The following is a 26,090-nucleotide window of genomic DNA, read 5'->3' as shown; positions in this document are numbered from 1 at the left end:
ATAGATTAACCGCCGTACCCCAAATTCGGCGCCAAATCCCGCTCAGCCTGCTCCACAGAAACCCCACGCCGTGCCGCATAGTCCTCAACCTGGTCCTTCGCAATCTTCCCCACCGCAAAGTACTGCGCTTGCGGGTGGCTGAAGTAGAAGCCGCTGACGGCGGCCGTCGGTAGCATGGCGTAGCCTTCGGTCAGGGTCATGCCGATGCTGTTGGCGTCCAGAACGCGGAACAGGTCGGTTTTGGTGGTGTGGTCCGGGCAGGCGGGGTAGCCGGGGGCGGGGCGGATGCCGGTGTATTTCTCGTCCGTCAGTTCGTCCACGCTCAGGGTTTCGTCCGGTACGTAGCCCCAGATTTCCTTGCGCACCTTGCGGTGCATGTATTCGGCAAAGCCTTCGGCAAAGCGGTCGGCCAGGGCTTTTACCATGATGGCGCTGTAATCGTCGTTGGCGTCTTCAAAGCGCTTCACGTGCGGGTCGATGTTCAGGCCGCCGGTGACGGCAAAGGCGCCAATGTAGTCGGTCTTGCCACTGTCTTTGGGGGCGATGAAGTCGGCCAGCGCCCAGTTGGGTTTGCCTTCGGCTTTGGCGTTTTGCTGGCGCAGGGTGTGCCAGGCCATGATCTTCTCGCCGGTTTGCGGGTCGTAGACTTCAATGTCGTCGCCAACGCGGTTGGCGGGCCACAGGCCGATCACACCGGATGCGGTCACCCATTCTTCCGCAATCATCTTTTGCAGCATGGCTTGCGCGTCGGCAAAGAGCGCGCGGGCGGATTCGCCGACGACTTCGTCTTCCAGAATGCGCGGGTATTTGCCAAACAATTCCCAGGCGTTGAAGAACGGGCTCCAGTCGATGATCGGGGCGATCTCGGACAGCGGCACGTTTTCAAACTTCATCACGCCCAGTTGTTTGGGTTTGGGCGGGTTGTAGTGTTGCCAGTCGATGATGGGTTTGAAGGCGTTGGCGCGCGCGGTGGCCAGCGGCAGCAGTTTGCTGGCGCCCTTGTTGGCGTGAATGGTGCGGATATTCAGATACTCATCGCGCACCTTGCCGACGTAATCGGGCTTGAGCACGTCACTCAACAAGCTGGAACACACGCCCACGGCGCGTGAGGCATCCGGCACGTAGATCACGTTGCCGCTGGGGTAGTTGGGTTCGATCTTGACTGCTGTGTGTACTTTGGAGGTCGTCGCGCCGCCGATCAGCAACGGTACGTTGAATTCCTGGCGCTCCATTTCTTTGGCCACGTGCGCCATTTCTTCCAGGCTAGGCGTGATCAGGCCAGACAGGCCAATGATGTCCGCGCCAATCTCTTTGGCGGTATCCAGGATTTTCTGGGCTGGCACCATCACGCCCAGGTCGGTCACCTGATAGTTGTTACAACGCAGCACCACGCCGACGATGTTCTTGCCAATGTCGTGCACGTCGCCCTTGACGGTCGCCATCACAATCTTGCCCTTGGCCGGCGCGTCGGCCAGGCCCATGGCGATCTTTTCTTCTTCGATAAACGGTTCCAGGTGGGCCACGGCGGCTTTCATCACACGGGCGGATTTCACCACCTGCGGCAGGAACATTTTACCGGCGCCAAACAAGTCGCCGACGTGGTTCATGCCGTTCATGAGCGGGCCTTCGATCACGTGGATCGGGCGCTCGGCGGCCTGGCGGGCTTCTTCGGTGTCTTCCACAATGAATGTGGTAATGCCTTTCACCAGCGCGTGGGTAATGCGCTCTTGCAGTGGCAACTGGCGCCAGGCCAGGTCTTCGCCCTTGGCGGCGTTGGCATCGCCCTTGAACGATTCGGCCAGTGCAATCAGCGCTTCAGTAGCAGCCAGCGGGTCCGGGTTGCCGGTATCGCGCATCAACACCACGTCTTCAATGCGGTCACGCAGGTCTTTGGGCACTTCTTCGTACACTTCCAGCGCGCCGGCGTTAACGATACCCATCGTCATGCCCTGGCTGATGGCGTGGTACAGGAACACAGCGTGAATGGCCTCGCGCACCTTGTTGTTGCCGCGGAAGCTGAAGCTCACATTTGAGACGCCGCCAGAAATCTTGGCGTATGGCAGGTTTTGCTTGATCCAGCCAGTGGCCTCGATGAAGTCCAGACCGTAACGGGCGTGTTCTTCAATGCCGGTGGCGATGGCGAAAATGTTGGGGTCGAAGATGATGTCTTCGGCCGGGTAGCCCACTTCATCGACCAGAATGCGGTAGCTCTTTTCGCAAATTTCAATCTTGCGGGCAAAGGTGTCGGCCTGGCCGACTTCGTCAAACGCCATGACGATCACCGCTGCGCCATAACGACGCAGCAGGCGGGCTTGTTCGACAAACTTCTCGCGGCCTTCCTTCATGCTGATCGAGTTGACGATCGGCTTGCCCTGAATGCATTTGAGGCCGGCTTCGATCACGTCCCACTTGGAGCTATCCACCATGATGGGCACGCGGCTGATGTCGGGCTCGGCGGCGACCAGGTTCAGGAACGTGACCATGGCTTTGTGGGCGTCCAGCATGCCCTCGTCCATGTTGATGTCGATGACTTGCGCGCCGGCTTCCACCTGCTGGCGGGCCACTTCCAGCGCGGCGGGGTAGTCGCCGTTCAGGATCAAGCGGGCAAAGGCTTTGGAGCCGGTGACGTTGGTGCGCTCGCCCACGTTCACAAACAGGTCTTTGTCGCCAATGTTGAAGGGCTCAAGGCCGGAGAGGCGGCATTTCTTTTCGATGTCTGGCAGCGCGCGCGGAGGCAGGTCTTTCACCGCCTGATAGATCGCGGCAATGTGGTCTGGCGTGGTGCCGCAGCAACCGCCAATGACGTTCACGAGGCCATGTTCAGCCCATTCCTTGACCTGATCGGCCATGGTGTCCGGGTCCAGATCGTAGCCGCCAAAGGCATTGGGCAGACCGGCGTTGGGGTGGACCGAGACAAAGGTCTCAGAGATCCGTGCCATTTCTTCCACATACTGGCGCAGCAAATCCGGGCCCAGTGCGCAATTCAGGCCGAAGGTCAGCGGCTCGGCATGGCGCAAGCTGTTGTAGAAGGCCTCAGTCGTCTGGCCGGTCAGTGTGCGGCCAGACTGATCGGTAATCGTGCCGGAGATCATCACCGGCAGGCGTTCGGCTTCGGGGTGTTCGTCAAAGTATTTGTGAATGGCGAAGACGGCCGCCTTGGCGTTCAAGGTGTCGAATACGGTTTCGACCAGCAACAGGTCTGCGCCACCCTTCACGAGGCCATCAATGGCTTCGGTGTAGCTTTCGACCAGCGCATCAAAGGTGACGTTGCGATAGCCTGGGTCGTTCACATCCGGGCTGATGGTGGCGGTGCGGTTGGTGGGGCCGAGAACACCAGCGCAATAACGCGGTTTGTTCGGCGTTTTGGCGGTTTGCGCCACACACAGTTCTTTAACCAGCTTCGCGGCGGCGTGGTTCATTTCCCACACCAGTTCTTCCATGTCGTAGTCCGCCATGGCAATGCGCGTGCCGTTAAAGCTGTTGGTCTCGATGATGTCGGCACCGGCATCCAGGTACGCCTGGTGGATTTCACGGATGACCTGTGGCTTGCTGAGCACCAGCAAGTCGTTATTGCCTTTGAGATCGCTCGGCCAGTCTGCAAAGCGCTCGCCGCGGTAATCAGCCTCTTGCAACTCGTAGCGCTGAATCATCGTGCCCATACCGCCATCCAGGATCAGGATGCGTTGATTGAGCTGGTGTTGCAGGTCGGCGCGACGAGTCATTGGCTTGATTCTCAAGGATTTAGCAGGGCGAATCTGCAATTTTAACATGAGGGCGTCAGGGAAAACCCAAAGCCTGGTGGCCGCTCATTCCATTTGAGGATCGCTTCGGCAAAAGATTTTGGCTTGCGGCAAGCGCCAGCGCGGCGCATAACAGAAAATTACCCATGCAATTGTCGTTTGGCGGGGTGTGGTTTGCCGGGTTTGCCAGATTTGGGGCGCCACGGGGTTCAGCGCTTGTAAAACAGGGATGAAAAACCCACTTTGACAGCAGCCTTGCATTGATCGGGAACGGGTGTCACCGCTGGAACATAATCAGCCGATACGGGGTCTTGCACACAGAAGCCCGGGCGTCTTGTCCGGGCGTAGCCGTACAAAAAGAATATGCGAAACATCGCACAGGAGAAGCGGAACCATGAAAGTACAAGCCATTCGTTTTGATCAGACCGGCGATGCGTCGGTGTTGCGTTACGTGGAAGCCCAGATTCCGGATCAACCTGGCCCGGGTGAAGTGCGCTTGCGCCATGTTGCAGTGGGTGTCAATTTCATTGATACCTATCACCGCAGCGGCTTGTACGCGGTGCCCTTGCCCTCTGGTATTGGCCAGGAAGCCGCCGGTGTCGTGGAAGCACTGGGCGAGGGGGTCACCGAATTCAAAGTGGGCGATCGCGTGGCGTATGCCGGCGGCCCCATCGGCTCGTACTCGTCTCACCGCAATATCCCGGCTGCCCGCCTTGTGCCGGTGCCGGATGCGGTCCCGGATGAAATTGCGGCCGGTACGTTATTGCGTGGCATGACGGCGCAATACCTGCTCAAGCGAACCTTCAAGGTAGAGCAGGGCATGACTGTGCTGATCCACGCGGCCGCTGGAGGCGTGGGCCAGATCGCCACGCAGTGGGCGCGCGCACTGGGCGCAACCGTGATCGGCACGGTGGGTTCGGCGGCCAAAGCCAGACTGGTGGCGCCGTTCTGCGATCATGTCATCGACTACACCCAAGGCAATTTTGCCGAACAAGTCCGGGCACTGACTGACGGTAAAGGTGTGCCGGTGGTCTATGACGGCGTCGGCAAGGCGACGTTTGAGGGCTCGCTCGATAGCCTTGCACCGCGTGGCATGCTGGTCAGCTTTGGCAATGCCTCTGGCGCGGTCCCTCCGTTTTCTCCGGGCGTTTTGTCGCAAAAGGGTTCGCTGTTTCTCACCCGCCCAACGTTGGGGTATTACACCGCAACGCGTGAGGAATTACTGGCAACCGCAGCGGATTATTTCTCGGTTGTTGCCAATGGCACGGTGAAAGCGGAAGTCCACCAGCGTTACGCCCTGGCCGATGCAGCCAAGGCTCACCGGGATCTGGAAGGCCGTCAGACGACGGGCTCCATTGTACTGCTGCCGTAAATCCCTATAACCCGTACTGCGAGCGCCGCCATGGTCCATCTCATGTATTTGCACGGGTTTTTATCGAGTCCGTTTTCACATAAAGCCAACGAGACTGCGGTCTGGATGGCTGAACACGGTTATTCGGATTTTTTCCACTGCCCACAGTTGCCGATGGAGCCTTATGAGGCGGCTACGGAAATCCGCCTGGCGATCGACAAACTGCACGGCGAGCCAGTGTGCTTCATTGGCAGCTCGCTGGGTGGCTACTTTGCCACCTGGGCGGTTGAGGAGTCCGGTGGCAAGGCGGTGCTGGTGAATCCGGCCGTTCACCCTTATGTGCTGATCAACCAGTACGTGGGTGCGCAACGAAATTACCAGACCGGTGAGATTCATCAAATTGACGCAGTGTTCGGCGAGCACCTGAAACACTTCGAGCGTAACATCAGCGACCCTGCGCGCTACTGGCTCATGGTGCAAACCGGCGATGAAACGCTGGATTACCGTGAGGCCGTCACCAAATACGCAGGCAGCGCGCAAACCGTCATTGAAGGCGGTGATCATTCGTTCCAGCGGTATGGCGATTACCTGCCGCAAATCTGGAACTTCGCTCAAGGAGAAAGCTAGTCATGCCTACGCCACAGCGCGGCATTTTGCCTGTTGCGTCTACCCACGCAATTTTCCTGACCTTGCGGCGTCGTCTGGGGCGCCGGGGCGATCCAGCCTTGCGCAGCTTGTTGGGGCAAATCCCGGAGCGGGCTGAGGCGCTGGCCGCAGGCCATAAAGAAGCCGCCATCAGCGCCGTGCTGGCCATTGGCAGTGATTGCTGGACTGAAATTTTTGAAACTGGCCGTCCTGCTTTGCTACGGCCGTTCCCGCGGATTGCGGGCGCCATTCACCCGGCGCCGGCTACCGACGGCGATTTGTTGTTGCATATCCGTGGTGAGCGCTACGACCTGATTTTTGAATTTGCCGATCATCTGGCCGTGCAACTGGGGGACTGGTTTGAGGTGGTCGAGTCTGTGAACGGGTTCCGGTACCGCGACAAACGCGATCTGACCGGTTTTGTGGATGGCACAGAAAACCCCGAGGGCGATGAAGCGCGCACCGAGGCCGCTGTGGTCGGAGACGAAGACGCTGATTGGGCGGGCGGTAGCTATCTTCATGTGCAGCGTTATGTGCACCGGCTGGAGCAATGGACCAAGCTACCGGTCAAGCAACAAGAGGCCATCATGGGCCGCACCAAAGCGCACAACGAGGAAATGGACGACGAGCATAAACCGCGCACATCCCACATCGCCCGTGTGGTGATTGAGGAAAACGGTGAAGAGCTGGAAATGCTGCGCCATTCGCTGCCGTATGGTTCGCCAGCGGGGGATCGTGGCCTGTACTTTGCCTCTTATGCGCGCACGCCAGATGTCTTTGAGAAGATGCTGACCCGTATGGTGGCCCCGACATTTGATGGTCGGGTCGACCACATGCTGAACTACACCCGTGCGGTGACCGGTGCGGCATTCTTTGCGCCCAGCCGGGAGAAGCTGGCAAGTTTGACTGCCAAGTGACCAGATGGCGGCGGGGTGGGTCGGTATGTTGTGCCGATCGCCACGTTGCTTGCTGCGCAACGCGTGGCGAGCTGGCAAACCCAACAAAAAAGCCCGGCATCGCCCGGGCTTTTTTACATCAGCGCTAAAGCACAATCAGCTACGCAGCATTTGCAACAGCACGTTGTACTGGTGCGAGAGCTCGTTATCGCTGCTGCGCTGGGTCTCAATCGTGCGGCAGGCGTGCAGCACGGTGGTGTGATCGCGCCCGCCGAAGGCATCACCAATCGCTGGCAGGGACATTGGCGTCAGCTCCTTGGTCAGCGACATGGCAATCTGGCGTGGACGGGCGATGTCGCGGGTGCGCTTTTTGGAGTGCATGTCCGCGACTTTGATCTTGTAGAAGTCCGCCACGGTCTTCTGGATGTTCTCAACCGTGATCTGGCGGTTGCCGGAAGCCAGAATGTCGCGCAGCGCTTCTTTGGCAGCCTCTAGCGTCAGCGCCTGATTGGTAAAGCGCGCATAGGCCAGTACGCGCTTGAGGGCGCCTTCGAGTTCACGCACGTTGGAGCGAATGTGCTTGGCAATGAAGAACGCCACAGTCGAGTCGAGTTTGAAGTTCTCCCGCTCGGCTTTCATCATCAGAATCGCCACACGCATTTCCAGTTCAGGTGGCTCGATGGCCACCGTCAGGCCCCAGGAGAAACGCGACACCAGCCGGTCTTGCAGGCCGTCGATCTCTTTGGGATAGCGGTCAGAGGTGATGATGATCTGCTTGTGGCCTTCTACCAGCGCATTGAAGGCGTAGAAGAACTCTTCCTGGGTTTTGTCTTTACCGACAAAAAACTGGATGTCGTCGATCAGCAAGAGATCAAGCGAGTGGTAATAGCGTTTGAACTCATCAAACGACTTGTGCTGGTACGCACGCACCACGTCCGCCACATATTTCTCGGCGTGGATATAACGAATCTTGGCCGCCGGGTTGCGCTGATGCACGGCGTTACCAATGGCCTGGATCAAGTGAGTTTTACCCAGGCCGACGCCCCCATACACGAACAAGGGGTTGTAGCTCACGCCCGGGTTTTCTGCCACCTGCTGGGCTGCGGCCCGTGCCAGCTGGTTGGCCTTACCGGTGACCAGTGTTTCAAAGGTAAATGCGGGGTTCAGGCGTGTGGTTTCGTGGTGGGTAGACCCACCCTGGATGGGCGGTACTGGCCGCACGCTGGGCGCCGGAGCCGGAATCGTCGCGAAACTGGCGGGCTGGTTGCTTGCCACAGGCGAGGCCGCCGGGCGCGGTGGTGTCGCAGAAGGCGCAGGTATCTTGCGTGCGGCAGAACCCACCTTGAGCGAGATCGCGGGCACGCCACCCTCAAAGAAAGAACTGGCGGATTCTTCAATCACACCCAGATAACGGTCACGAATGAACTGCAGGAAAATCTGGTTGGGGACAATCAGGTTGATGCTGTCGCCGTCGACCTCGGCCACCAGCGGCTTGATCCAGATACGGAACTGGTCTGCCCCAAGGCGGGACTCCAGTTCGGTAAGACAGTGGGACCAGCAGTTTTCCAGTGCAGACATGACGACCTGTTTTGATATGCCCTAATGTCTGGTTTACCCGATCCGGCGAGCGCGCAGGGCACGGCCGGCAGGACCGGCGGATAAGCCGGTCCGGGTAAAGCCTGGTTCGGACTGATTTTTGTGGATCGACCGGATTCTACGCTCAACAAGCGGACTTATCCACAGGCGCAGTGGATAGCGTTTGTCTATTTGTGTTGACAATTTAAGAGCTTAACTGTGTAATTGATGGTTTACTCCAGTTTTTTTGCAGAGACACCATCATGAAGCGTACTTTCCAGCCTTCCGTTATCAAGCGCAAACGCAACCACGGCTTTCGCGCACGCATGGCAACCCGCGGTGGCCGCGCAGTTCTGCGCGCTCGTCGCGCTCAAGGCCGCGCCAAGCTGTCCGCCTGATTTTAAGCGGGTGCGTCCGGCATGTCGGGCGCTGCACGATACCGCTTTACGCGGGCACAGCGTTTACTAAAAACGGATGAATTTTCATCCGTTTTTAGTTTGCGTAACGCGGTCAGCAATGTCCATTTCCAGGTTCTAGCCCGTCCTAACGCGCTGCCAATGGCCAGACTCGGCCTCGTGGTAGGCAAACGGACCGACAACCGGGCCGTGGTGCGCAATTACATCAAGCGCACAATTCGGGAAACTTTCCGCCTCAACGCCCAGTCTCTGGCAGGGCTTGATCTGGTGGTGCGTTCGCGCCAGGCTTTTGGCCGCAAGGAACGCGTTGCCGTGCGGGAAGAATTGCAAGATCTGTTCGCACGGATCCGCCGCAGATGTCCCGTCTGATCATTCTATTGCTGCAAATCTACCGCTACACGCTCAGCCCCTTGCTAGGCGCGCGCTGTCGTTTCACCCCCAGTTGCTCACAATATGCGATCGAAGCCGTGACCAGATATGGCGCGGTGAAAGGTGGGTGGCTTACAATGCGCCGTCTTGTCCGCTGCCATCCGTGGGGTGGGCATGGGCACGACCCCGTTCCCTGAACGGGTTTGCAGCAAAAACGCAGTCATTCCAGACATTTAGCCATGGCTGGCCTGACTACACCGAAACAGGCACCAGGTGCCGGATCAGCAAGCAAAAAAGCTGCGCCGGACCGTGATTCGAGTAAACGATGGATACCCGCAGACTGATTCTGTTCATCGCGATTTCGTTTGGCATTCTCTTCTTCTGGCAGAAGTGGATGGACAAACGTTATCCGCACGCCCAGACCGCCGAGCAAACCGCGACTGCCTCCGGCACCGCTGCGGCCCCTGCAACTGCTGGCGCTGCACCGCAAGATGGCGCCGCACTGGCCAAGGGTCAGCGCATCAAGGTCACCACAGACCTGTTTGCTGCCGAAATCGACACCGATGGTGCCGATCTGCGTCAGCTGCAACTGCTCAAGCATGGTGCCCAGGGCGATGCCACCCAGCCGTTCACACTGCTGCAAGACAGTGGTGCGCACACCTATGTGGCGCAAACTGGCCTGATTGGCACCGGCATGCCGAACCACAAGAGCATCTTTACCGCCGGCCAGAATGCCTACGCCCTGGCCGATGGCCAGAACAAGGTCGATGTGCGACTGGAAAGCACCGGTCCGGATGGCGTGAAGGTTGCCAAGATCTACACGTTCACGCGCGGCAGCTACATCATCAACGTCAGCTACGAGATCACCAATGGCGGTGCCAGGCCCGTGACCACGTCGGCGTACTTCCGCCTGCTGCGTGACGGCAAGCCTGCCGACCAGAGCACCGGTCCGAGCATGTTTGGTGGTGCACATACCTTCACTGGCCCGGCCGTGTACACGGAAGAAGGCAAGTTCCAGAAGGTGGATTTCTCCAAGATCGACAAGGGCGAAGCCAACTACGTGCAAAGTGCCAAGGAAGGCTGGATTGCCATGATCCAGCATTACTTCGCCAGTGCCTGGATTCTGTCGCCGTTTGATCAGCCGTCGGCATGTGGTGCAACCGCCTGCCGTTATGAACTGAAGAAGCTGCCGGACGGTTTGTATTCCGCGGGTGCCATTGTTGATCTGCCGGCGATTCCGGCGGGTGGCAAGAAAGACCTGACCGTGCAGCTTTACGCAGGTCCGCAAGAAACCGCCATTATTGATCATGTGGCTCCGGGTTTTGACCTGATCAAGGACTACGGCATTTTCACCGTGTTCTCCAAGCCCATCTTCTGGCTGCTGGATCATATCCACAAAATCGTCGGCAACTGGGGCTGGTCCATCATCATCCTGACCATGCTGATCAAGGCGCTGTTCTACCCCCTGGCTTCCAAGAGCTATCGCTCGATGGCCAAGATGCGCAAGCTGGCACCGCGCCTGGAGAAGTTGAAAGCGCAGCATGGCGATGACCGCATGAAGTTCCAGCAAGCCACCATGGAGCTGTACAAGAACGAGAAGGTCAACCCGTTGGGTGGTTGTCTGCCGATGCTGGTGCAGATCCCGATCTTCATCTCGTTGTACTGGGCGCTGCTGGCTGCGGTTGAATTGCGTCAGGCCCCGTGGATTCTGTGGATTCACGATCTGTCGGTGAAAGACCCGTACTATGTGCTGCCAGTGCTGATGACGGTCTCGATGTACGTGCAGACGCTGTTGTCGCCGCCGCCGCCGGACCCGATGCAGGCCAAAATGATGAAGATCATGCCGCTGATTTTCAGTGTGTTCTTCTTCTTCTTCCCGGCCGGTCTGGTGATTTACTGGGTTGTGAACAACTGCCTGTCGATTGCCCAGCAGTGGTACATCACCCGGTCGATCAACAAGCAAGACACCGTTCAGACTGCCTGATTGCTAGCCTGAAACAAAAAACAGCCACCCTTTGCGGTGGCTGTTTTGTTTTGTGCGCCCGATACGTGCAGCGGCGGGATTACTCGCGTACAGCGGCGCGGTAAGTGGTGATCTGCTGATAAGTCTGGCCCGGGCGCAGGATGACTTCTTCGGCTGATGGCATGTTGACTTGATCGGGGAAGGCCTGGGTTTCCAGGCAAACCCCATCGTGCGCATGATAGGTGCGGCGGCCAACGGTGCCTTCCAGAAAATTGCCGGTGTAGATCTGGATACCACGCTCGGTCGTGGCCGTAATCAGTTCACGCCCACTGGCTGGATCAAACAAGGTAGCGACCTCTCGCAGCTTGCCGGGCTCACCATCTGGCACATAGCAATGATCCAGCCCGCGTGCGATGGCCAGTTGCGGGTGCGTCTGGGCAAGTACCTCGCCCAGACTGGCCGGCCGGCGCAGATCAAACGGCGTGCCTTCAACGGCCGCCACGCCGACCGGGATGGATTCCTGATCAATGGCCAGATAGTTGCTGGCGTTCACTTGCAGTTGTTGATCGCGAATATCGGCGCTTTCACCGGCCAGATTGAAGTACACGTGATTGGTCAGATTAACCGGCGTGGCTGCATCGGTGCGGGCCGCGTAGGTCAGGATCAGCGTGCCGTCGTCGCTCAGTTCGTAATCTATCCACACCTGCAGCGTGCCCGGAAAACCCGCTGCGCCATCAGGCGAGGTCAAGGTCAGCTGCAGCTTGTTACCCAGGATACGTCCTTGCCAGCGCTGGGTATGAAACCCGGCATCGCCGCCATGCAGGAGGTTGGCTCCTTCATTGGCAGTGAAGGTGTGTTGCTGGCCATCAATATGGCAACGCGCCCCTTTGATCCGGTTGGCCCAGCGCCCGGCAATAGAACCGAAGAAACCCGCTCCGGACAGATACCCTGCTGCGTCTTTGTGGCCCAGCACGATGTCCGCGACGTTGCCATCGCGGTCTGGTGCAAACCAGGACACCAGCGACGCGCCAATATCGGTAATCAGCACGCGCATGCCGTGCGCGTTTTCCAGGGTGTACAGCGTTGCGTCGTGATCCCACGGCGCAGATTGAATCGACATGAAGGCTCCAGCCAGAAACGGTAGCAAAAGTCCGGCGGATAGCCGGAAAAGCGCAAATTATGCTGGAACCATTTAGCCGGGCAAAGGCGTCGATATGGAGCCGCTTGCCCGATTGCTGGATAGATCGGCCAATCTGGCCGCTTTATGCCCGTGCACCAGAGGTTGCCGCTGCCACAGCGCGTTGCCGCCGTACCACGCGCCAGGCCAGCAAGATGCCCAATAGCACGGCAAAGATCAGCGGCTGGGTGATGTCACGTTTGACCAGCCACCAGTAATGCAACACGCCTAGCGGGGCGATCACGTAGATCAGTTTGTGCAAGCGGCCCCAGTTGCGCTTGAGGCGCCGCATCATTTTGTCGGTAGAGGTCACGGCCAGCGGGATCAGCAACACAAAGGCCAGGAAGCCCACGGTGATGAACGGGCGTTTGATGATGTCCTTGATGATGGCGTGAAAATCAAAAAAGTGATCCAGCACCAGCCAGGTCAGAAAGTGCAGGCACACATAAAAAAACGCATACAGGCCCAACATGCGACGAAAACGAATCAACTCGTTGCGGCCGGTGAGTTGTCGCAGCGGCGTGATGGTGAGGGTCAGTAGCAAAAAAATCAGCGTCCAGGTACCGGTCTGGTGGGTGATGAATTCGATCGGGTTGACCGCGCTGAGCGCCAGCCAGGCTGTGCGGGCGAGCGGAATCAGGCAAACCAGAAACAAAACGATTTTCAGACGTTTGATAGCAAGGGCAGACATGGTTGATTCCGTAAAAAATCCGGCTAATAAGTGTTGGTCGTGCAACCGCTTCGTCTATGACAGGGCCAGACCGGTATAATTACGCGTTTTCAAATCTTCCGGATGAACAACATGCCTGTCAGTGCCCTCTTGCCTGCACACCGCATCGTGGTGAAGGTGGGTTCGAGCCTTGTCACCAATGAAGGTCGCGGCCTTGATCACACTGCGTTAGCCCGTTGGGCGGCAGAGATCGCTCAACTTGCAGCCATGGGCAAACAGGTCGTGCTGGTGTCATCCGGTGCGGTGGCCGAAGGTGTGGCGCGTTTGGGCTGGAAAGAAAAACCCACGGCCATCCACGAAAAACAGGCTGCCGCAGCCGTCGGCCAGATGGGACTGTGCCAGGCCTATGAAAGTGCCTTTCGCGCGCATGGCCTCAAAACCGCACAAGTCTTGCTCACGCACGAAGACATGGCAGACCGCACGCGCTACCTCAATGCCCGCACCACGTTGCTGACCTTGTTGTCGTTGGGTGTGATTCCCATCATCAATGAGAACGACACTGTGGTCACCGCTGAAATCAAATTCGGCGACAACGATACGCTGGGCGCACTGGTGACCAATCTGGTGGAAGGCGAAGCCCTGGTTATTCTGACCGACCAGCAAGGCTTGTACACTGCCGATCCGCGTAAAGATCCCTCCGCCAAGCTGATTCAGGAAGCACGTGCGGGCGATGTGGCGCTGGAAGCCATGGCCGGCGGTGCCGGTTCCAGCGTAGGGACTGGAGGCATGTACACCAAGGTGATCGCGGCCAAACGCGCCGCGCGCAGCGGCGCTGCGACCATCATTGCCAGCGGTCGCGAGCCGGATGTGCTGACCCGGCTTGCGGGGGGTGAGGCGATCGGTACACAACTGATCGCAGAAACGTCGCCGCTGGCAGCGCGCAAGCAATGGATTGCCGCTCACTTGCAGGTCAAAGGCCGGTTGGTACTGGATGAAGGGGCCCGGCGTGCGCTGGCGGAAAAGGGTTCCAGCCTGTTGCCGATTGGCGTGGTCGCGGTGGAAGGCGAGTTCTCGCGCGGCGACATGGTGAGCTGCGTGAATGCCGAAGGCGTGGAGCTGGCGCGGGGCCTCGTCAATTACCCGGCAGGTGATGCGCGCCGTATCATGCGCCAGCCGACCAGCCAGATCGAATCCTTGCTGGGTTATCTGGAAGAACCCGAACTGATCCACCGCGATAACCTGGTGCTACTGTAATCATCACGTTGGGCCGGGCATGAAAAAAGGGGCTGTTTGACAGCCCCTTTTTTTCATCAGGTCATCCGGCCGGATTACTTGCCGGAAGACGCGCCTTCACCGCCAGTGTGGCAGGCCGGGCATTTGGCGGAGTTTTGCGAGGTAGAGCTCGAACCCAGCGCAGACTTCATGTCCTTGATCGACATCGGATCCCGCATGCTGCACAACGCATCGTAGAGCGGTGCCTGGTAGGTGTTGTAACCTTTTTCCTGGATGCGTTCCCAAGGACGGTTCAACGGTGCCCAGACCGGGTTGTCACTATTGCCGTAGTAATACGCACGGGACTGTCCGGTATCGCAATCCATGCCTTCATACACGTAGTTGTACTTGCCGTTGCGCAGCGGAATACCTACAGCGTAGCGAACCAGTTTGTCTTTATCGCCGACGGAAAGGCTGTCTTTGGAAACGATGAAATGAACATTGCCCCAAGCATAATTATTGCGGATCGGCGCCCAGTCACCCAAAGTGGCCAGGTCAGGCGCGGTGAAGCTTTGTTCGGCTGGTGCGGGCAGCTTGTCTTTGAAGAAGTTGGTGATGCTGTACTCGTGCTTTGCATCGCCATCATCCAGTGACTTGTTGGCAGCGTTGCGTGCATCGGTGTTTTCCCCGCTTTCAGCGGCGTACACATGGCTAGCCACGCACAACAACAGGCACGCGGCAGGGATCAGGCATTTCAAGTTCTTGCTCCTCAAGCGGGGTGGCGCAACGCTCGGGCTGGCCGGCCACAACCTTCTAATGATACGCCGTTCCAGCCGCATTCGCGGCGCGCTTGTGTAAATTCTCTGAAGCGAGCGGGATACATCTTGATCGGCAAAGCGTGCATTTGAAGCGTAAAATCCGGGGTTTGCCTTGTATCAAGCATTTCAACAAGAGAACCGCTGCCCATGGATGCCGATCTCGTTATCGACTTGTCTGGCCTGAATTGCCCTTTGCCGATCCTGCGTACCAAAAAAGCGCTGGCCAACCTGCAAAGCGGACAAACCGTCCACGTGACCTGCACTGATCCGGCAACGCCGAAAGACTTTGAAGCCTTCTGCAAGCAGACCGGCAACCCGCTGCTCGATAGCGCCGCGACGGAAGGCAAGTTTGTTTTTGTGATCCAGAAGCGCTGAACCCGCGCGAGAGACCGACCCCAACATGACCCAGACCATTACCCTGACCCGCCCGGACGACTGGCACCTGCACCTGCGCGATGGCGCATTGATGGCTGCGGTGTTGCCTCATACTGCGCGTGAATTCGCCCGCGCCATCGTCATGCCCAACCTCAAGCCCCCCGTCACGACTACGGAGCTGGCTGCCGCGTACCGCGACCGCATTCTGGCGGCACTGCCGGCCGGTATGGCGTTTGAGCCCTTGATGACGCTGTATCTGACTGACCGCACCGATCCGGCTGAAGTCGTGCGCGCCAAGGCTTCCGGCTTTGTGCATGGCATCAAGCTTTATCCGGCGGGTGCCACCACCAACTCTGACAGTGGTGTGACTAGCCTGGACAAGGTCATGCCTGCGCTGGAGAAAATGGCAGAGATTGGCTTGCCGCTGCTGGTGCACGGCGAAGTCACTGATCATGAGATCGATGTGTTCGATCGCGAAGCCACGTTCATTGATACCATTCTGGCGCCGCTGCTGCAGCGCCTGCCAACCTTGCGTGTCGTGCTGGAACACATCACCACGCGCCAGGCCGCTGCGTTTGTGGCTGCTGCGCCGGATAACGTCGCCGCGACCGTTACCGCGCATCACCTGCTGATGAACCGCAATGCCATGTTCACGGGTGGTATCCGCCCGCATCACTATTGCCTGCCTGTGCTCAAGCGCGAGCAACATCGTCAGGCGCTGGTGCAAGCGGTGACGAGTGGCTCTGCCAAGTTCTTCCTTGGCACCGACAGCGCACCTCATGCCCGCCATACCAAAGAAGCCTCGTGTGGCTGTGCAGGCATGTATACCGCTCATGCCGCCTTGCCGCTGTATGCAGAGGTGTTCGACCGTGCGGGCGCGCTGGACAAACTGGAAGCCTTCGCCAGCTTCAATGGCCCTGACTTCTACCGTCTGCCGCGTAATACCGCCAGGGTCACACTGAATCGTACGGCCTGGACTGTACCGGCTGAATATCCGTTTGGCGAACACACCGTGGTGCCACTGCGCGCCGGTGAAGAAGTGCAATGGACGCTGGCAGACTGATGCTGACACATCGCAACGCCAGCAAGCCGGCGTGGCTGGTATTCGGCGTGGTGTTGATCGCAGCAGCCGGCTGGGGTTGGCCGCTGATTGATTCGCCGCGCTTTGAAAACCACTTCTTCGGCCTGTTCTGGTACTCCATGCTGCTGCTGGCTGCCGGGTTTTGGGCTTTTCCGGCCGAGCAACGCGTCTATGGTGGCGTGCTGGAACGGCGCATCTGCTTTCTGGGCCTCATTCCGGTGCGTACGCGGCACATCGCCCTGACGGCGTTTACCCGCGTGGTACTGGATCAGGAACCCAATATCATCGGTCCGGACAGTGTCTGGGTGTGCCTGGCTGACAACGGAGAGGCGCGGTTTGTGTTTTCGCACTACCGGGCAACCCGTAGTGGCGTGGCCAAAGCGGTGCAAGAAGCGCACCGCCTGGCCGCACTGGCCGGGCTGCCATTTACGGAGCAAGCCCCAGAGACCATGCCAGCGGCAGAGGGTTGACCAGCGCGCGCCGGCCCAGCAAACCGACCCATGGAAAAGGGCCTGCGATGAATGTGTGTATAATCGGGGCCGCGAAGCAAGCCAGACAGTCGCTGCCCGTTGCAAAACGGGGGGAGGAAAGTCCGGGCTCCGCAGGGCAGGATGCCGGCTAACGGCCGGGCGCCGTGAGGCGACGGAAAGTGCAACAGAGAGTAGACCGCCGATGGCCAGGTCAAACTGGCACAGGTAAGGGTGAAACGGTGCGGTAAGAGCGCACCAGCGTCCCGGGCAACCGGGCGGCTCGGTAAACCCCATCCGGAGCAAGACCAAGCAGCAGGCGTTGAAACGGCCCGTCGAGCCTGCGGGTAGGTTGCATGAGTCCATCAGTAATGATGGGCCTAGAGGAATGGCTGTCAGGATGCGCGAGCATCTGTACAAAACCCGGCTTACCGGCTGGCTTCGCAACCCATTCAGACAAAAAGCCCCATGGCATGCCATGGGGCTTTTTTCTTTTATCCGGCGGTTAGCAGGACGTTAAATGCTGTCTTGCGGATTGGCACCGTGCAGACGTTGTTCCAGGTCCAGTACGCGTGCTTCCAGTTCGGCCAGCTTTTCACGGCTGCGCGCCAGCACTTCTTGCTGGATCTCGAATTCTTCACGGGTAACCAGATCAAGCTTGGTAAACGCGGTGCTCATCATCGCGCGCACGTTCTTTTCCATATCCTTGGCCGGGCTGTTGGCAATGGCGTCGGAAATCTTGTTGGCGATTTCGTCGAACAGCTTTTCCTTGATCATGATGCTTCTCCTGATTTTGTTGCGTACCCGGTCAGTTTAGCAGAGCAAGCATAAAAGCCTACTCCTGCAGGTGGTTGCTTACGCGAATATTTCCTGAAAATCCATGCACTTGCACGGTGCATGCACTATTTTCAACTTGGGTCATGCGCTCGCAAATGGTGCGATACCAGGTGCAAAGCGGCGCATTTACCGTTTGTCCGTCACGGTCTGACGTCATTTTCAGACCTGGCACGGTTTCTGCTGAGAGGGAAACGTCGTTACCGGGACATGAGGAGCAAACCCATGAAATTTGTTACCGCCATCATCAAGCCGTTCAAGCTCGATGAGGTTCGTGAAGCTTTGTCGGCCATTGGCGTGGCTGGCTTGACCGTGACCGAAGTCAAAGGCTTTGGCCGTCAGAAGGGCCACACCGAACTCTATCGCGGCGCCGAATACGTTGTTGATTTTCTGCCCAAGGTCAAACTGGAAGTCGCCATTGCGGACGACCTGCTGGATCAAACCCTTGAAGCCATCGAGAAAGCCGCGAACACCGGCAAGATCGGCGACGGCAAGATTTTTGTCTTCCAGCTCGAGCACGTTGTTCGCATCCGCACCGGCGAAACCGGTGAATCTGCGATTTAAGCAATCCAAGAACAATACGGGAAGGAGATGACCCGATGAAGAAATTACTTGCGATGTTCGCAATGCTGGGCGCGATGTGTATGGCCGCCCCCAGCTTTGCAGACGATGCTTCCGCTGCGGCGCCAGCATCTGACGCCGCCGCTGTAGTGGCATCTGACGCTTCTGCTGCCGCACCGGCCCCGGCTGCTGCAGTGAGTTCTGATGCTTCTGCTGCAGGTGCCGCTTCTGCACCGGCTGCAGCCCCGGCACCGACTGCGCCGTTCAGCGTTGACTCTTCCAAGATCAGCAGTGGCGACACCGCCTGGATGCTGACTTCCACCGCGCTGGTGCTGTTCATGACCATCCCGGGCCTGGCACTGTTCTACGCCGGCATGGTACGCAAGAAGAACGTGTTGGCGACCGTGATGCAAAGCTTTGCCATCACTTGCCTGGTCACGATTATCTGGGTGGTGATTGGTTACTCGCTGGCCTTCACGCCGGGTAACAGTTTCATCGGCGGTTTCTCTCGTGTTCTGTTGTCTGGCATGAACTACATCAAGGGTGCCAATGCAACGACCCTGACCGTCAGCCACCTGGCATCGACGATCCCGGAATCGGTGTACATGGTCTACCAAATGACCTTCGCCATTATCACTCCGGCCCTGATCACTGGTGCGTTTGCTGATCGCATGAAGTTCTCTGCCATGCTGGTGTTCATGGCGCTGTGGTCCATCATTGTCTACGCCCCGATCGCTCACATGGTGTGGGAACCGACCGGCTGGCTGGCTGGCGCAGGCATCCTGGACTTTGCTGGCGGTACCGTTGTGCACATCAACGCCGGTGTGGCCGGTCTGGTTTGCGCTCTGGTCCTGGGCAAGCGCGTAGGTTACGGCAAAGAAGCCATGGCCCCGCACAACCTGGTGCTGTCGTTGATCGGTGCTTCGATGCTGTGGGTGGGCTGGTTCGGCTTCAACGCCGGTTCCGCTGTGGCTGCTGATGGCCGTGCCGGTTTCGCCATGATGACCACACAAGTTGCTACCGCCATGGCTGCGCTGGGCTGGTTGTTTGCTGAGTGGGTTGCCAAGGGCAAGCCGTCCGTACTGGGCATCATCTCTGGTGCAGTGGCAGGTCTGGTTGCCATTACCCCGGCCTCTGGCTTCGTGGGTGTAGGCGGCGCGCTGATCATTGGTCTGCTGGCGGGCGTGGTTTGCTTCTGGTCCGCTACATGGCTCAAGCACAAGCTCGGTTACGACGACTCTCTGGATGCCTTTGGCGTGCACGGTGTGGGCGGTATCCTGGGTGCGGTGCTGACGGGTGTGTTCGCAGTGAAGGATATCGGTGGTGCTGACGGTAACGTGGTTCTGCAGATCAAGGGCGTGTTGACCACGCTGATCTACAGCGGCGTACTGACCTTCGTTCTGCTGAAGATTATTGATGTTGTGATCGGCCTGCGCGTGACGGAAGAAGAAGAACGCGAAGGTCTGGATGTGGTACTGCACGGCGAACGTGTGGAGTAAAACCAGAACAAGACAAAACCCATCCTCTTGATCGTAAAGAGCAGAGTCGTACCTTCAACCCGCCGCAAGGCGGGTTCTTTTTTTGTGGGGTGGGTTTTACCAGTTGAGTGCATAAAAAACCGGGCTGCAGGGCCCGGTTTTGTTGTATGACCTGCGCCGCGGTTTGCTAGAGCAGATGTCGGGCTGCCTCGATCACAATCGCGACGGAATCATTCTCGGTTTTCTTCATGGTCTCTGCGTTGGGGGTTTCCTGCTGCGTGCGGTTGACGATCACGCCTGCGATCATGCCTGCCCGCAAACCCATTGCAGCACACATGGTTAACAACGTGGCAGATTCCATCTCGTAGTTCATCACGTGCAATGCCTGCCATTGCTTCATGCTGCCTTCCCATTCTTTGTTCACGCGGCCGGAATACGTGTCATAGCGTTCCTGGCCTGGGTAGAAGGTGTCAGACGATGCCGTAATGCCCACGTGAGCCGTTGCACGTTTGGACTTGGCGGCGGCGACCAGCGCAGTGGTGCAGTCGAAGTCCGCAACGGCCGGGTATGGCGCAGGTGCAAAGTGATAGCTGGCACCGTCCAGCCGCACAGAGCCGGTGGTGATCAGTACGTCGCCCACGTTGATATGTGGCTGGATCGCCCCCGTTGTGCCCACGCGCAAAAACGTCCGCACGCCGAGTTGCGCCAGTTCTTCCACGGCAATGGAGGTCGATGGCCCGCCAATCCCGGTGGAGCACACCACCACCGCCTTGCCGTCCAGTTCGCCAAGCCAGGAATTGAACTCGCGGTGACTGGCGAGGGGTTGCGGGTTGTGCATCAGCTCGGCAATACGCTGGCTGCGGCCGGGGTCGCCAGGCACAATGGCTACAGTGGCGCCCTTGAGCATGGCTTTGGTTAATCCCAGGTGAAAGACCTCGGATTTGATATCGGTTTGCGACATGAGCTTGTCCTTGTCAGAACGGTAGATCAGGCGTTGGGATCCAGGTAAAACGCACCGGGCAAGAGGGCGCTGGCGCTGGTGACTTCAACGTCACCCTTGAGGTTGGTCAGTATCACCTCGAGCGTAGGTGAACCCAGTTCGATGATGACCTGACGGCAGGCGCCGCACGGGGCAATCGGGCCATCGGTGTCTCCCACTACCGCCAGGGTAGCAAAGTCACCCGGTTTATACCCGGCCGCAACGGCAGCGAACAACGCAGTACGTTCCGCACAGTTGCACAAGCCGTAAGAGGCATTCTCTACATTGCAGCCGTGAAATACCTTGCCATCGCGGGTTAACAGCGCGGCACCCACCTGAAATCGCGAATAGGGTGCGTACGCTTTCTGGCGTGCGGCTTTTGCTTCCTGCATGAGTTGTTGTTGGTCCATGGCGATTCCTTCTCAAAACCGGTATCAATGAATTTGCTCGTGAATCACGGCGGGCAGGCGCGGGGGCGCGTCCGTAATGGCATAGGCAGCGGTGATTTCGGCCATGGCATTACGGGCGCTGTTTTCGTTGTGGGCATGCACCATAGCCAGGGTTTGGCCGGGTTCAACGGGCGTGCCCAGCTCTGCCAGTTCGGTCAAACCCACTGCAAAGTCGATCCGGTCTGCCGGCAAACGTCGCCCGCCCCCAAGGTTGACGACCGCCAGCCCCAGTGCGCGACAATCAATGGCACTGACATAACCCGACTGCGTGGCGATGACCGGCACCTGAGTGCGTGATTGCACCAGATAGTTATCGGGTGCCTCCAGCAAATCAACGGGGCCGCCCTGCGCGGCGACCATTTTCGCAAAGCGCTCCGCCGCCGCGCCGGTCTGCAGGCTTCGTTCAAGCTTCACACGGGCCTCGGTATCGTTGCTGGCCAGGCCGCCTAACACCAGCATTTGTACAGCGAGCGCCATGGTGACCTCGTGCAGGCGCTTTGGTCTGCTTTTGCCGGTCAGATAATCAATGGCACAGCGGATTTCAACCGCGTTACCGGCTGCAGGCGCCAGCGACTGGCTCATGTCAGTGATCAGTGCAGAAGTCTTAAGCCCGGCTCCGTTGCCAACATCAACAATGCTGCGCGCCAACGTCCGGGCTTTTTCCTGCGTCGCCATGAATGCCCCGCTTCCGGTTTTGACATCCATCACCAGCGCCTGCAAGCCGGCGCACAGCTTTTTGGAAAGAATGGACGCAGTGATCATGGCCACGGATTCGACAGTCGCAGTGACATCGCGCACTGCATAAATGCGCTTGTCGGCGGGGGCAAGGTCAGAGGTCTGACCGACAATAGCCAGCCCGGTCTCACTGACAATGCGCTGCAAGCGTGGCAAATCGGGAGAGACATCGTAACCAGGGATGGCTTCCAGCTTGTCCAGGGTGCCACCGGTATGGCCAAGACCACGCCCGGAAATCATGGGCACAAAACCGCCGCAGGCCGCCACCATGGGTGCCAGCAGCAGGGAGGTCACATCGCCCACGCCACCGGTGGAATGCTTGTCCAGCACCGGCCCAGGCAGGTGCCAGTTGCCCCATTCCATAATGCGGCCTGAGTCACGCATGGCCAGCGTGAGCGCTACGCGCTCATCGGTGCTCATGCCGTTGAAGTAGATCGCCATGGCCAGTGCGGCCACCTGGCTATCAGACACGGAGCGATCAACTACGCCCCGGACAAAAAAGCTGATTTCCTCGGTGCTTAGAGTGAGTTGGTCGCGTTTTTTTCGAATGATTTCCTGGGGAAGAAACATGATCGGCCTCGGCAAACAGAACGGGCGCATTCAGCGCCCGTCTTTAAGATCAATACGCAGTATTGCGCGTGGCGCCAGCGTCTTGCCCCAGCGTGGTCAACAAGTTGCCCAGAAGGCTGGACGCACCAAAACGGAATGTCTCTGGTCTGGCCCAGTCAGGCCCCATGATCCGGTCGGCCAGGGCCAGATATGCTGCGGCTTCCGTGGCTGTACGCACACCGCCTGCCGCCTTGAAGCCAACCGGCTTGCCAGATTTACGGATGACTTCCAGCATGATTTCCGCAGCTTGCAAGGTGGCGTTGACGGGCACTTTGCCGGTGGAGGTCTTGATGAAATGTGCACCAGCCTGGATGGAGATCTCGCTGGCGCGCTTGATCAATTGCGGTGCGGTCAGTTCACCAGACTCGATAATCACCTTCAGGATCTTGTCGCCGACGGCGGTACGACACATCGAGACCAGCTTGTGACCCACTTCCTCATCTCCCGCCATCAGTGCCCGATAGGGGAAGACCACATCGACTTCGTCGGCTCCAAGTAGTACCGCTTCTGCTGTTTCGCCTGCAGCGGCTTGTGGATTGGCTTCGCCAGCCGGGAAGTTGGTGACGGTCGCCACCGGGATATTCAGTCCTTGCCCGGCGAGGGCTTCTTTGGCAGTGCGTACAAACTGCGCATAGACACACAATGCTGCGGGCGTCCCCAACGGGGTGTTGGCGGTGATGGCCAACTCGCGGATGGTGTCGTGCGTATCGGTATCGTTGAGCGCGGTCAGATCCATCAAATGCAGCGCACGCAGTGCTGCTTCGGTCAGATGATTGCGGTTCAGGTCGGTCATGATTGCCTCCGGCTGAAATAAGAAATCCGGACAAAGCCGTGATTACAAAGACAAGAAAATACCGGCAATGGTTGCACTCATCAGATTGGAGAGTGTCCCGGCGACCACGACGCGCAAACCATAGCGCGCCACTTCAGAGCGGCGTTCCGGCGCGACCGCCGAAAACCCGCCAGCCAGAATGGCAATCGATGAGAAGTTGGCAAAGCCACACAAGGCAAACGACACAATCGCCAGGGTTTTCGGGTCGAGCACCGTCAAGCCCGCAGCGGCCACGCTGGCGGCGTCTTTCAAATAGGGTGCAAGGCCCACATAGGCCACGAACTCATTCAGGATCATCTTCTGACCCAGGAAGTTGCCGGCAATCTGCGCATGGTTCCAGGGGACACCAATCAGCCAGGCCAGCGGTGAGAAGACGTAGCCCAGAATGGCTTCCAGGGTGAGTTCCGGGTGGCCAAACCAGCCGAAGAACCCGCCGACGATGCCATCCAGTAGCGCGATCAAACCAATAAAAGCAATCAGCATGGCGCCGACGTTGAAGGCAATCTGTAACCCCACTTGCACGCCAGAGGCAGCGGCTTCGATCACGTTGGCAGGACGGTGTTCGTCAAAACCCACGTTGTCGAACTCAACCGTACTGGGGCCGGTTGAAGGGCAGATAATCTTGGCAAACAGCAAGCCGCCCGGGATGGCCATGAAGGAGGCGGCCAGCAGGTATTCCATTTTCACGCCCAGCCCGGCATAACCAGCCAGCACCGAGCCCGCCACGGCGGCCATGCCGCTGGACATCACCGCAAATAATTCGGGACCATTCATTTGTTTGACGAAGGGTTTGACCACCGCCGGCATCTCGCTCTGGCCCAGGAAGATGGTGGTTGCCGCAGAGAATGATTCGATCTTCGAGACGCCAATGAGCTTTTGGAACACCGTCCCCAACCCGAGCACAATCCAGCGCATGACGCCGATGTAATACAGCACAGAGATCAGCGCGGTGACAAAGATGATCGCAGGCAGTACGCGGAAGGCAAACACAAAGCCGCCATCACCAAAAAGCTCAAACATCTTTTTGTCGACCAGGCCGCCAAACATGAAGGCGATGCCGTGATTGCCAAATTCAAGCACGTGGTTCACGGCGTTAGCCGCACCGGCAAGAATGTCTTTGCCCACGGGCACAAAGAGGATGAACGCGCCAATTGCAATCTGGGTCAACAAGGCGGCGATGACGACGCGCGGCTTGATCAGCCGGCGGTTGTTGGAAACGGCAAAAGCGATCAACAGCAAGACGAGCATGCCAATAAGGCTGCGGATGATATCCATCGTGAAAGGTACCCCCGAAACGGCGTATCGAGATTGTTCTTTTGCACCCGGCCTGTCTGCTTGTGGCATTGGGCCGGGTTATCCAGGAAACAGCAGACCGATCAATTTGAGTGCGCGGGCGCGTGCCAGCATTGATGCGTATCCTGTTTTTGGCAGATAAAAGCAAAATAAGCGAATTGGTTTGGGGCACGACAGAAAGGCCAAAACAAACAACCGCGCATAAGCGCGGTTGCCGGGTGCGACAGGGATGTGCCAAAAAATGGCCACAAGCCCTTGTAATGGCTCAGTAATACTTTTTGAGATCCATACCTTTGTACAGACCGGCGACGTAATCGCCGTAGCCATTGAACATCAGCGTCTTGCGACGAAAGAACTCGCCAATACGACGCTCGGTGGCCTGGCTCCAGCGTGGGTGATCCACCTCCGGGTTCACATTGGAATAAAACCCGTATTCGCTGGGCACCGACTTGTTCCAGGCTGTGCCCGGCTGGCTGCTGACAAGGCGGATCTTCACGATCGACTTGGCGCTCTTGAAGCCGTATTTCCACGGCACCACCACACGCACCGGCGCGCCATTCTGGTTGGGCAGCGCTTTGCCATACAGGCCAAACGTCAAGAGCGTGAGTGGATTCATCGCTTCATCCATCCGCAAACCTTCGGAATACGGCCAATCGAGCACGCGTTCAGCCAGCCCGGGCATCTGGTGTGGATCGGCCAGCGAGGTGAACTCGACATATTTGGCGTTGGCAGTGGGCTGAACATGCTTGATCAACTCTGAAAGTGGGAAACCTTCCCACGGAATGACCATGGACCACGCTTCCACGCAACGCAGGCGGTAGATCCGTTCTTCCATGGGGGCCAGTTTGATCAGACTATCTATATCAAATGTCTGCGGCTTCAGGCATTCGCCTTCCACACGCACTGACCACGGCCGCGTTTTTAGTGAGCCGGCGTTTTCACCCGGGTCGGTCTTGTCCGTGCCAAATTCATAGTAATTGTTGTAATGCGTGATCTGATCGAAGGTGTTTTCGGTTTCTGTCGTGTTGTATCTGGATGCTTTACCGGCAAACACATTGGCGGGTGCGGCGGCAGCCAGCGCCAGATCAGGAATCAGGCTGGCGCCCATCAGCGTTCCGGCCGCGGCCATAAAGCGGCGGCGATCGCGATAAATATCTTCCGGCGTGATCTCGCTAGGCGTAATGCCTGCGTCAAACGTGAAACGAGACATGAAGGTTCTCCCACAGTGGCACAAGCTATGAGTCGTGTTATGTCCGGATTTCTTACGCGGTTGAATTCTTTTCGGATGCACGGCGCCCGGTTCGCCGTGATGTGAGGCGTGTGACCGTCAGTGTGGCAAAAAGTGCGCAGCGAACACCACAAAAGCAGCCACGACGAGCACGCAGGCCGCGACATTCATGGTGCGATCAACTTCTTTGCGGGCTTTGGGGAAGAGCCGGCTCCACAGCCACCATGCGGCCAACAGGAGCGCCAGAACACGGATGGCCTGTACGAATGCTGAGAGCATGATTTTTTGTCTGGGCCAGTAAGGGACGATTATCGCCGCCGAAAGTGTAGGCCTTATC

At 58.4% G+C, this 26,090-nt stretch carries 26 protein-coding genes and 1 other RNA gene; 14 read left to right on the top strand and 13 right to left on the bottom strand.

Annotated elements, in window-relative coordinates; all coding sequences use genetic code 11:
* Positions 1-5: 5 nt before the first annotated feature.
* Entirely contained in the window at positions 6-3,722 is a 3,717-nt protein-coding gene (metH, locus tag IEX44_RS07550; protein WP_188691283.1) for a methionine synthase, read from the bottom strand.
* A gap of 412 nt (positions 3,723-4,134) precedes the next feature.
* On the opposite strand from metH, the gene IEX44_RS07545 reads away from it, so the two are divergent.
* From IEX44_RS07545 to IEX44_RS07535, 3 genes are read left to right on the top strand one after another with little or no spacing between them, the layout of a single operon-like run.
* A complete protein-coding gene (locus tag IEX44_RS07545; RefSeq protein ID WP_188691280.1) occupies positions 4,135-5,112 on the top strand; it encodes a quinone oxidoreductase family protein in 978 nt (325 codons plus the stop codon).
* A gap of 30 nt (positions 5,113-5,142) precedes the next feature.
* Positions 5,143-5,718, top strand: coding sequence for a YqiA/YcfP family alpha/beta fold hydrolase (locus tag IEX44_RS07540; RefSeq protein WP_188691276.1), 576 nt, complete (start codon positions 5,143-5,145; stop codon positions 5,716-5,718).
* A gap of 2 nt (positions 5,719-5,720) precedes the next feature.
* Positions 5,721-6,653 (top strand): Dyp-type peroxidase, encoded by a 933-nt coding sequence (locus IEX44_RS07535; RefSeq protein ID WP_188691272.1) that lies wholly within the window; start codon positions 5,721-5,723, stop codon positions 6,651-6,653.
* A 135-nt stretch (positions 6,654-6,788) separates the two neighbouring features.
* Here the strand turns inward: IEX44_RS07535 and dnaA are convergent, their stop codons facing one another.
* On the bottom strand, positions 6,789-8,210 hold the full coding sequence (gene dnaA, locus IEX44_RS07530) for a chromosomal replication initiator protein DnaA (protein WP_188691267.1): 1,422 nt from the start codon (positions 8,208-8,210) through the stop codon (positions 6,789-6,791).
* 260 nt (positions 8,211-8,470) lie between these two features.
* Here dnaA and rpmH point away from each other — a divergent pair, with 260 nt between their 5' ends.
* The 4 genes from rpmH to yidC all read left to right on the top strand — a co-directional run bounded on the left by rpmH (position 8,471) and on the right by yidC (position 10,976).
* Positions 8,471-8,605, top strand: coding sequence for a 50S ribosomal protein L34 (rpmH, locus tag IEX44_RS07525; RefSeq protein ID WP_184101372.1), 135 nt, complete (start codon positions 8,471-8,473; stop codon positions 8,603-8,605).
* Positions 8,606-8,626: 21 nt separating this feature from the next.
* Positions 8,627-8,992 (top strand): ribonuclease P protein component, encoded by a 366-nt coding sequence (rnpA, locus tag IEX44_RS07520; protein ID WP_188691264.1) that lies wholly within the window; start codon positions 8,627-8,629, stop codon positions 8,990-8,992.
* A complete protein-coding gene (gene yidD, locus IEX44_RS07515) occupies positions 8,980-9,189 on the top strand; it encodes a membrane protein insertion efficiency factor YidD (RefSeq protein WP_188691261.1) in 210 nt (69 codons plus the stop codon). Before rnpA ends, yidD begins: the two co-directional genes overlap by 13 nt.
* A gap of 128 nt (positions 9,190-9,317) precedes the next feature.
* Positions 9,318-10,976, top strand: coding sequence for a membrane protein insertase YidC (yidC, locus tag IEX44_RS07510; protein WP_188691258.1), 1,659 nt, complete (start codon positions 9,318-9,320; stop codon positions 10,974-10,976).
* Positions 10,977-11,055: 79 nt separating this feature from the next.
* Here the strand turns inward: yidC and IEX44_RS07505 are convergent, their stop codons facing one another.
* Together IEX44_RS07505 and msrQ are read right to left on the bottom strand one after the other, a co-directional pair.
* Entirely contained in the window at positions 11,056-12,075 is a 1,020-nt protein-coding gene (locus IEX44_RS07505) for an aldose epimerase family protein (protein WP_188691256.1), read from the bottom strand.
* 142 nt (positions 12,076-12,217) lie between these two features.
* On the bottom strand, positions 12,218-12,823 hold the full coding sequence (gene msrQ / locus IEX44_RS07500; RefSeq protein WP_188691254.1) for a protein-methionine-sulfoxide reductase heme-binding subunit MsrQ: 606 nt from the start codon (positions 12,821-12,823) through the stop codon (positions 12,218-12,220).
* 111 nt (positions 12,824-12,934) lie between these two features.
* Between msrQ and proB the strand changes: the two genes are divergently transcribed.
* Positions 12,935-14,056 carry a glutamate 5-kinase gene (gene proB / locus IEX44_RS07495; protein WP_373287773.1) on the top strand — a complete coding sequence of 374 codons (1,122 nt, stop codon included), beginning with the start codon at positions 12,935-12,937 and terminating at the stop codon, positions 14,054-14,056.
* 74 nt (positions 14,057-14,130) lie between these two features.
* Here proB and IEX44_RS07490 read toward each other — a convergent pair whose 3' ends face one another.
* Positions 14,131-14,772: a CNP1-like family protein gene (locus IEX44_RS07490; protein WP_188691246.1), complete on the bottom strand. Its 642-nt coding sequence runs from the start codon at positions 14,770-14,772 to the stop codon at positions 14,131-14,133.
* Positions 14,773-14,979: 207 nt separating this feature from the next.
* Here IEX44_RS07490 and IEX44_RS07485 point away from each other — a divergent pair, with 207 nt between their 5' ends.
* The 4 genes from IEX44_RS07485 (at position 14,980) to rnpB (ending at position 17,202) form a co-directional block, all read left to right on the top strand.
* Entirely contained in the window at positions 14,980-15,207 is a 228-nt protein-coding gene (locus IEX44_RS07485; protein WP_188691241.1) for a sulfurtransferase TusA family protein, read from the top strand.
* A 25-nt stretch (positions 15,208-15,232) separates the two neighbouring features.
* A complete protein-coding gene (gene pyrC / locus IEX44_RS07480) occupies positions 15,233-16,270 on the top strand; it encodes a dihydroorotase (RefSeq protein ID WP_188691237.1) in 1,038 nt (345 codons plus the stop codon).
* A complete protein-coding gene (locus IEX44_RS07475; RefSeq protein WP_188691233.1) occupies positions 16,270-16,758 on the top strand; it encodes a hypothetical protein in 489 nt (162 codons plus the stop codon). The genes pyrC and IEX44_RS07475 overlap by 1 nt, the downstream gene beginning before the upstream one ends.
* 73 nt (positions 16,759-16,831) lie before the next feature.
* Positions 16,832-17,202, top strand: an RNA gene (rnpB, locus tag IEX44_RS07470) — RNase P RNA component class A.
* Between the two features lie 69 nt (positions 17,203-17,271).
* Here the strand turns inward: rnpB and IEX44_RS07465 are convergent.
* Positions 17,272-17,532: an accessory factor UbiK family protein gene (locus IEX44_RS07465; RefSeq protein WP_188691230.1), complete on the bottom strand. Its 261-nt coding sequence runs from the start codon at positions 17,530-17,532 to the stop codon at positions 17,272-17,274.
* A 282-nt stretch (positions 17,533-17,814) separates the two neighbouring features.
* Between IEX44_RS07465 and glnK the strand changes: the two genes are divergently transcribed.
* Positions 17,815-18,153 (top strand): P-II family nitrogen regulator, encoded by a 339-nt coding sequence (gene glnK, locus IEX44_RS07460; protein WP_188691227.1) that lies wholly within the window; start codon positions 17,815-17,817, stop codon positions 18,151-18,153.
* Between the two features lie 35 nt (positions 18,154-18,188).
* A complete protein-coding gene (locus tag IEX44_RS07455; RefSeq protein WP_188691224.1) occupies positions 18,189-19,649 on the top strand; it encodes an ammonium transporter in 1,461 nt (486 codons plus the stop codon).
* 166 nt (positions 19,650-19,815) lie between these two features.
* Here the strand turns inward: IEX44_RS07455 and udp are convergent, their stop codons facing one another.
* The 7 genes from udp to IEX44_RS07420 all read right to left on the bottom strand — a co-directional run bounded on the left by udp (position 19,816) and on the right by IEX44_RS07420 (position 26,032).
* Entirely contained in the window at positions 19,816-20,589 is a 774-nt protein-coding gene (udp, locus tag IEX44_RS07450; RefSeq protein ID WP_188691221.1) for a uridine phosphorylase, read from the bottom strand.
* A gap of 26 nt (positions 20,590-20,615) precedes the next feature.
* The gene (locus tag IEX44_RS07445; protein ID WP_188691219.1) at positions 20,616-21,017 is read right to left on the bottom strand and encodes a cytidine deaminase; all 402 of its coding nucleotides are present in this window, start codon (positions 21,015-21,017) and stop codon (positions 20,616-20,618) included.
* Positions 21,018-21,041: 24 nt separating this feature from the next.
* Positions 21,042-22,361 (bottom strand): thymidine phosphorylase, encoded by a 1,320-nt coding sequence (gene deoA, locus IEX44_RS07440; protein ID WP_188691216.1) that lies wholly within the window; start codon positions 22,359-22,361, stop codon positions 21,042-21,044.
* Positions 22,362-22,410: 49 nt separating this feature from the next.
* Positions 22,411-23,193, bottom strand: a complete 783-nt coding sequence (deoC, locus tag IEX44_RS07435) for a deoxyribose-phosphate aldolase (protein ID WP_229678816.1) — start codon at positions 23,191-23,193, stop codon at positions 22,411-22,413.
* Positions 23,194-23,235: 42 nt separating this feature from the next.
* Complete coding sequence (locus tag IEX44_RS07430; protein ID WP_188691214.1) at positions 23,236-24,507, bottom strand: NupC/NupG family nucleoside CNT transporter; 1,272 nt, start codon at positions 24,505-24,507, stop codon at positions 23,236-23,238.
* A 283-nt stretch (positions 24,508-24,790) separates the two neighbouring features.
* Entirely contained in the window at positions 24,791-25,735 is a 945-nt protein-coding gene (gene msrP / locus IEX44_RS07425; protein WP_188691212.1) for a protein-methionine-sulfoxide reductase catalytic subunit MsrP, read from the bottom strand.
* Between the two features lie 117 nt (positions 25,736-25,852).
* Positions 25,853-26,032, bottom strand: coding sequence for a protein MIGRI (locus IEX44_RS07420; protein ID WP_188691210.1), 180 nt, complete (start codon positions 26,030-26,032; stop codon positions 25,853-25,855).
* Positions 26,033-26,090 lie beyond the last annotated feature (58 nt).

It is taken from the genome of Silvimonas amylolytica (assembly GCF_014645555.1).
Classification (GTDB): domain Bacteria; phylum Pseudomonadota; class Gammaproteobacteria; order Burkholderiales; family Chitinibacteraceae; genus Silvimonas; species Silvimonas amylolytica.
The sequence above is the reverse complement of the archived record's forward strand: the minus strand, read 5'-3'. Positions and strand labels throughout refer to the sequence as shown.

What these genes read in the sequence shown, in the direction of transcription:
- IEX44_RS07505 (WP_188691256.1), bottom strand. Translation starts at nt 12,075, where the DNA reads ATGTCGATTCAATCTGCGCCGTGGGATCACGACGCAACGCTGTACACC.
- IEX44_RS07445 (WP_188691219.1), bottom strand. Translation starts at nt 21,017, where the DNA reads ATGGACCAACAACAACTCATGCAGGAAGCAAAAGCCGCACGCCAGAAA.
- IEX44_RS07430 (WP_188691214.1), bottom strand. Translation starts at nt 24,507, where the DNA reads ATGGATATCATCCGCAGCCTTATTGGCATGCTCGTCTTGCTGTTGATC.
- IEX44_RS07465 (WP_188691230.1), bottom strand. Translation starts at nt 17,532, where the DNA reads ATGATCAAGGAAAAGCTGTTCGACGAAATCGCCAACAAGATTTCCGAC.
- IEX44_RS07545 (WP_188691280.1), top strand. Translation starts at nt 4,135, where the DNA reads ATGAAAGTACAAGCCATTCGTTTTGATCAGACCGGCGATGCGTCGGTG.
- IEX44_RS07540 (WP_188691276.1), top strand. Translation starts at nt 5,143, where the DNA reads ATGGTCCATCTCATGTATTTGCACGGGTTTTTATCGAGTCCGTTTTCA.
- yidC (WP_188691258.1), top strand. Translation starts at nt 9,318, where the DNA reads ATGGATACCCGCAGACTGATTCTGTTCATCGCGATTTCGTTTGGCATT.
- IEX44_RS07455 (WP_188691224.1), top strand. Translation starts at nt 18,189, where the DNA reads ATGAAGAAATTACTTGCGATGTTCGCAATGCTGGGCGCGATGTGTATG.
- rpmH (WP_184101372.1), top strand. Translation starts at nt 8,471, where the DNA reads ATGAAGCGTACTTTCCAGCCTTCCGTTATCAAGCGCAAACGCAACCAC.
- IEX44_RS07485 (WP_188691241.1), top strand. Translation starts at nt 14,980, where the DNA reads ATGGATGCCGATCTCGTTATCGACTTGTCTGGCCTGAATTGCCCTTTG.
- metH (WP_188691283.1), bottom strand. Translation starts at nt 3,722, where the DNA reads ATGACTCGTCGCGCCGACCTGCAACACCAGCTCAATCAACGCATCCTG.
- msrP (WP_188691212.1), bottom strand. Translation starts at nt 25,735, where the DNA reads ATGTCTCGTTTCACGTTTGACGCAGGCATTACGCCTAGCGAGATCACG.
- deoA (WP_188691216.1), bottom strand. Translation starts at nt 22,361, where the DNA reads ATGTTTCTTCCCCAGGAAATCATTCGAAAAAAACGCGACCAACTCACT.
- glnK (WP_188691227.1), top strand. Translation starts at nt 17,815, where the DNA reads ATGAAATTTGTTACCGCCATCATCAAGCCGTTCAAGCTCGATGAGGTT.
- yidD (WP_188691261.1), top strand. Translation starts at nt 8,980, where the DNA reads ATGTCCCGTCTGATCATTCTATTGCTGCAAATCTACCGCTACACGCTC.
- deoC (WP_229678816.1), bottom strand. Translation starts at nt 23,193, where the DNA reads ATGACCGACCTGAACCGCAATCATCTGACCGAAGCAGCACTGCGTGCG.
- IEX44_RS07535 (WP_188691272.1), top strand. Translation starts at nt 5,721, where the DNA reads ATGCCTACGCCACAGCGCGGCATTTTGCCTGTTGCGTCTACCCACGCA.
- msrQ (WP_188691254.1), bottom strand. Translation starts at nt 12,823, where the DNA reads ATGTCTGCCCTTGCTATCAAACGTCTGAAAATCGTTTTGTTTCTGGTT.
- rnpA (WP_188691264.1), top strand. Translation starts at nt 8,627, where the DNA reads ATGTCGGGCGCTGCACGATACCGCTTTACGCGGGCACAGCGTTTACTA.
- udp (WP_188691221.1), bottom strand. Translation starts at nt 20,589, where the DNA reads ATGTCGCAAACCGATATCAAATCCGAGGTCTTTCACCTGGGATTAACC.
- IEX44_RS07475 (WP_188691233.1), top strand. Translation starts at nt 16,270, where the DNA reads ATGCTGACACATCGCAACGCCAGCAAGCCGGCGTGGCTGGTATTCGGC.
- dnaA (WP_188691267.1), bottom strand. Translation starts at nt 8,210, where the DNA reads ATGTCTGCACTGGAAAACTGCTGGTCCCACTGTCTTACCGAACTGGAG.
- proB (WP_373287773.1), top strand. Translation starts at nt 12,935, where the DNA reads ATGCCTGTCAGTGCCCTCTTGCCTGCACACCGCATCGTGGTGAAGGTG.
- pyrC (WP_188691237.1), top strand. Translation starts at nt 15,233, where the DNA reads ATGACCCAGACCATTACCCTGACCCGCCCGGACGACTGGCACCTGCAC.
- IEX44_RS07420 (WP_188691210.1), bottom strand. Translation starts at nt 26,032, where the DNA reads ATGCTCTCAGCATTCGTACAGGCCATCCGTGTTCTGGCGCTCCTGTTG.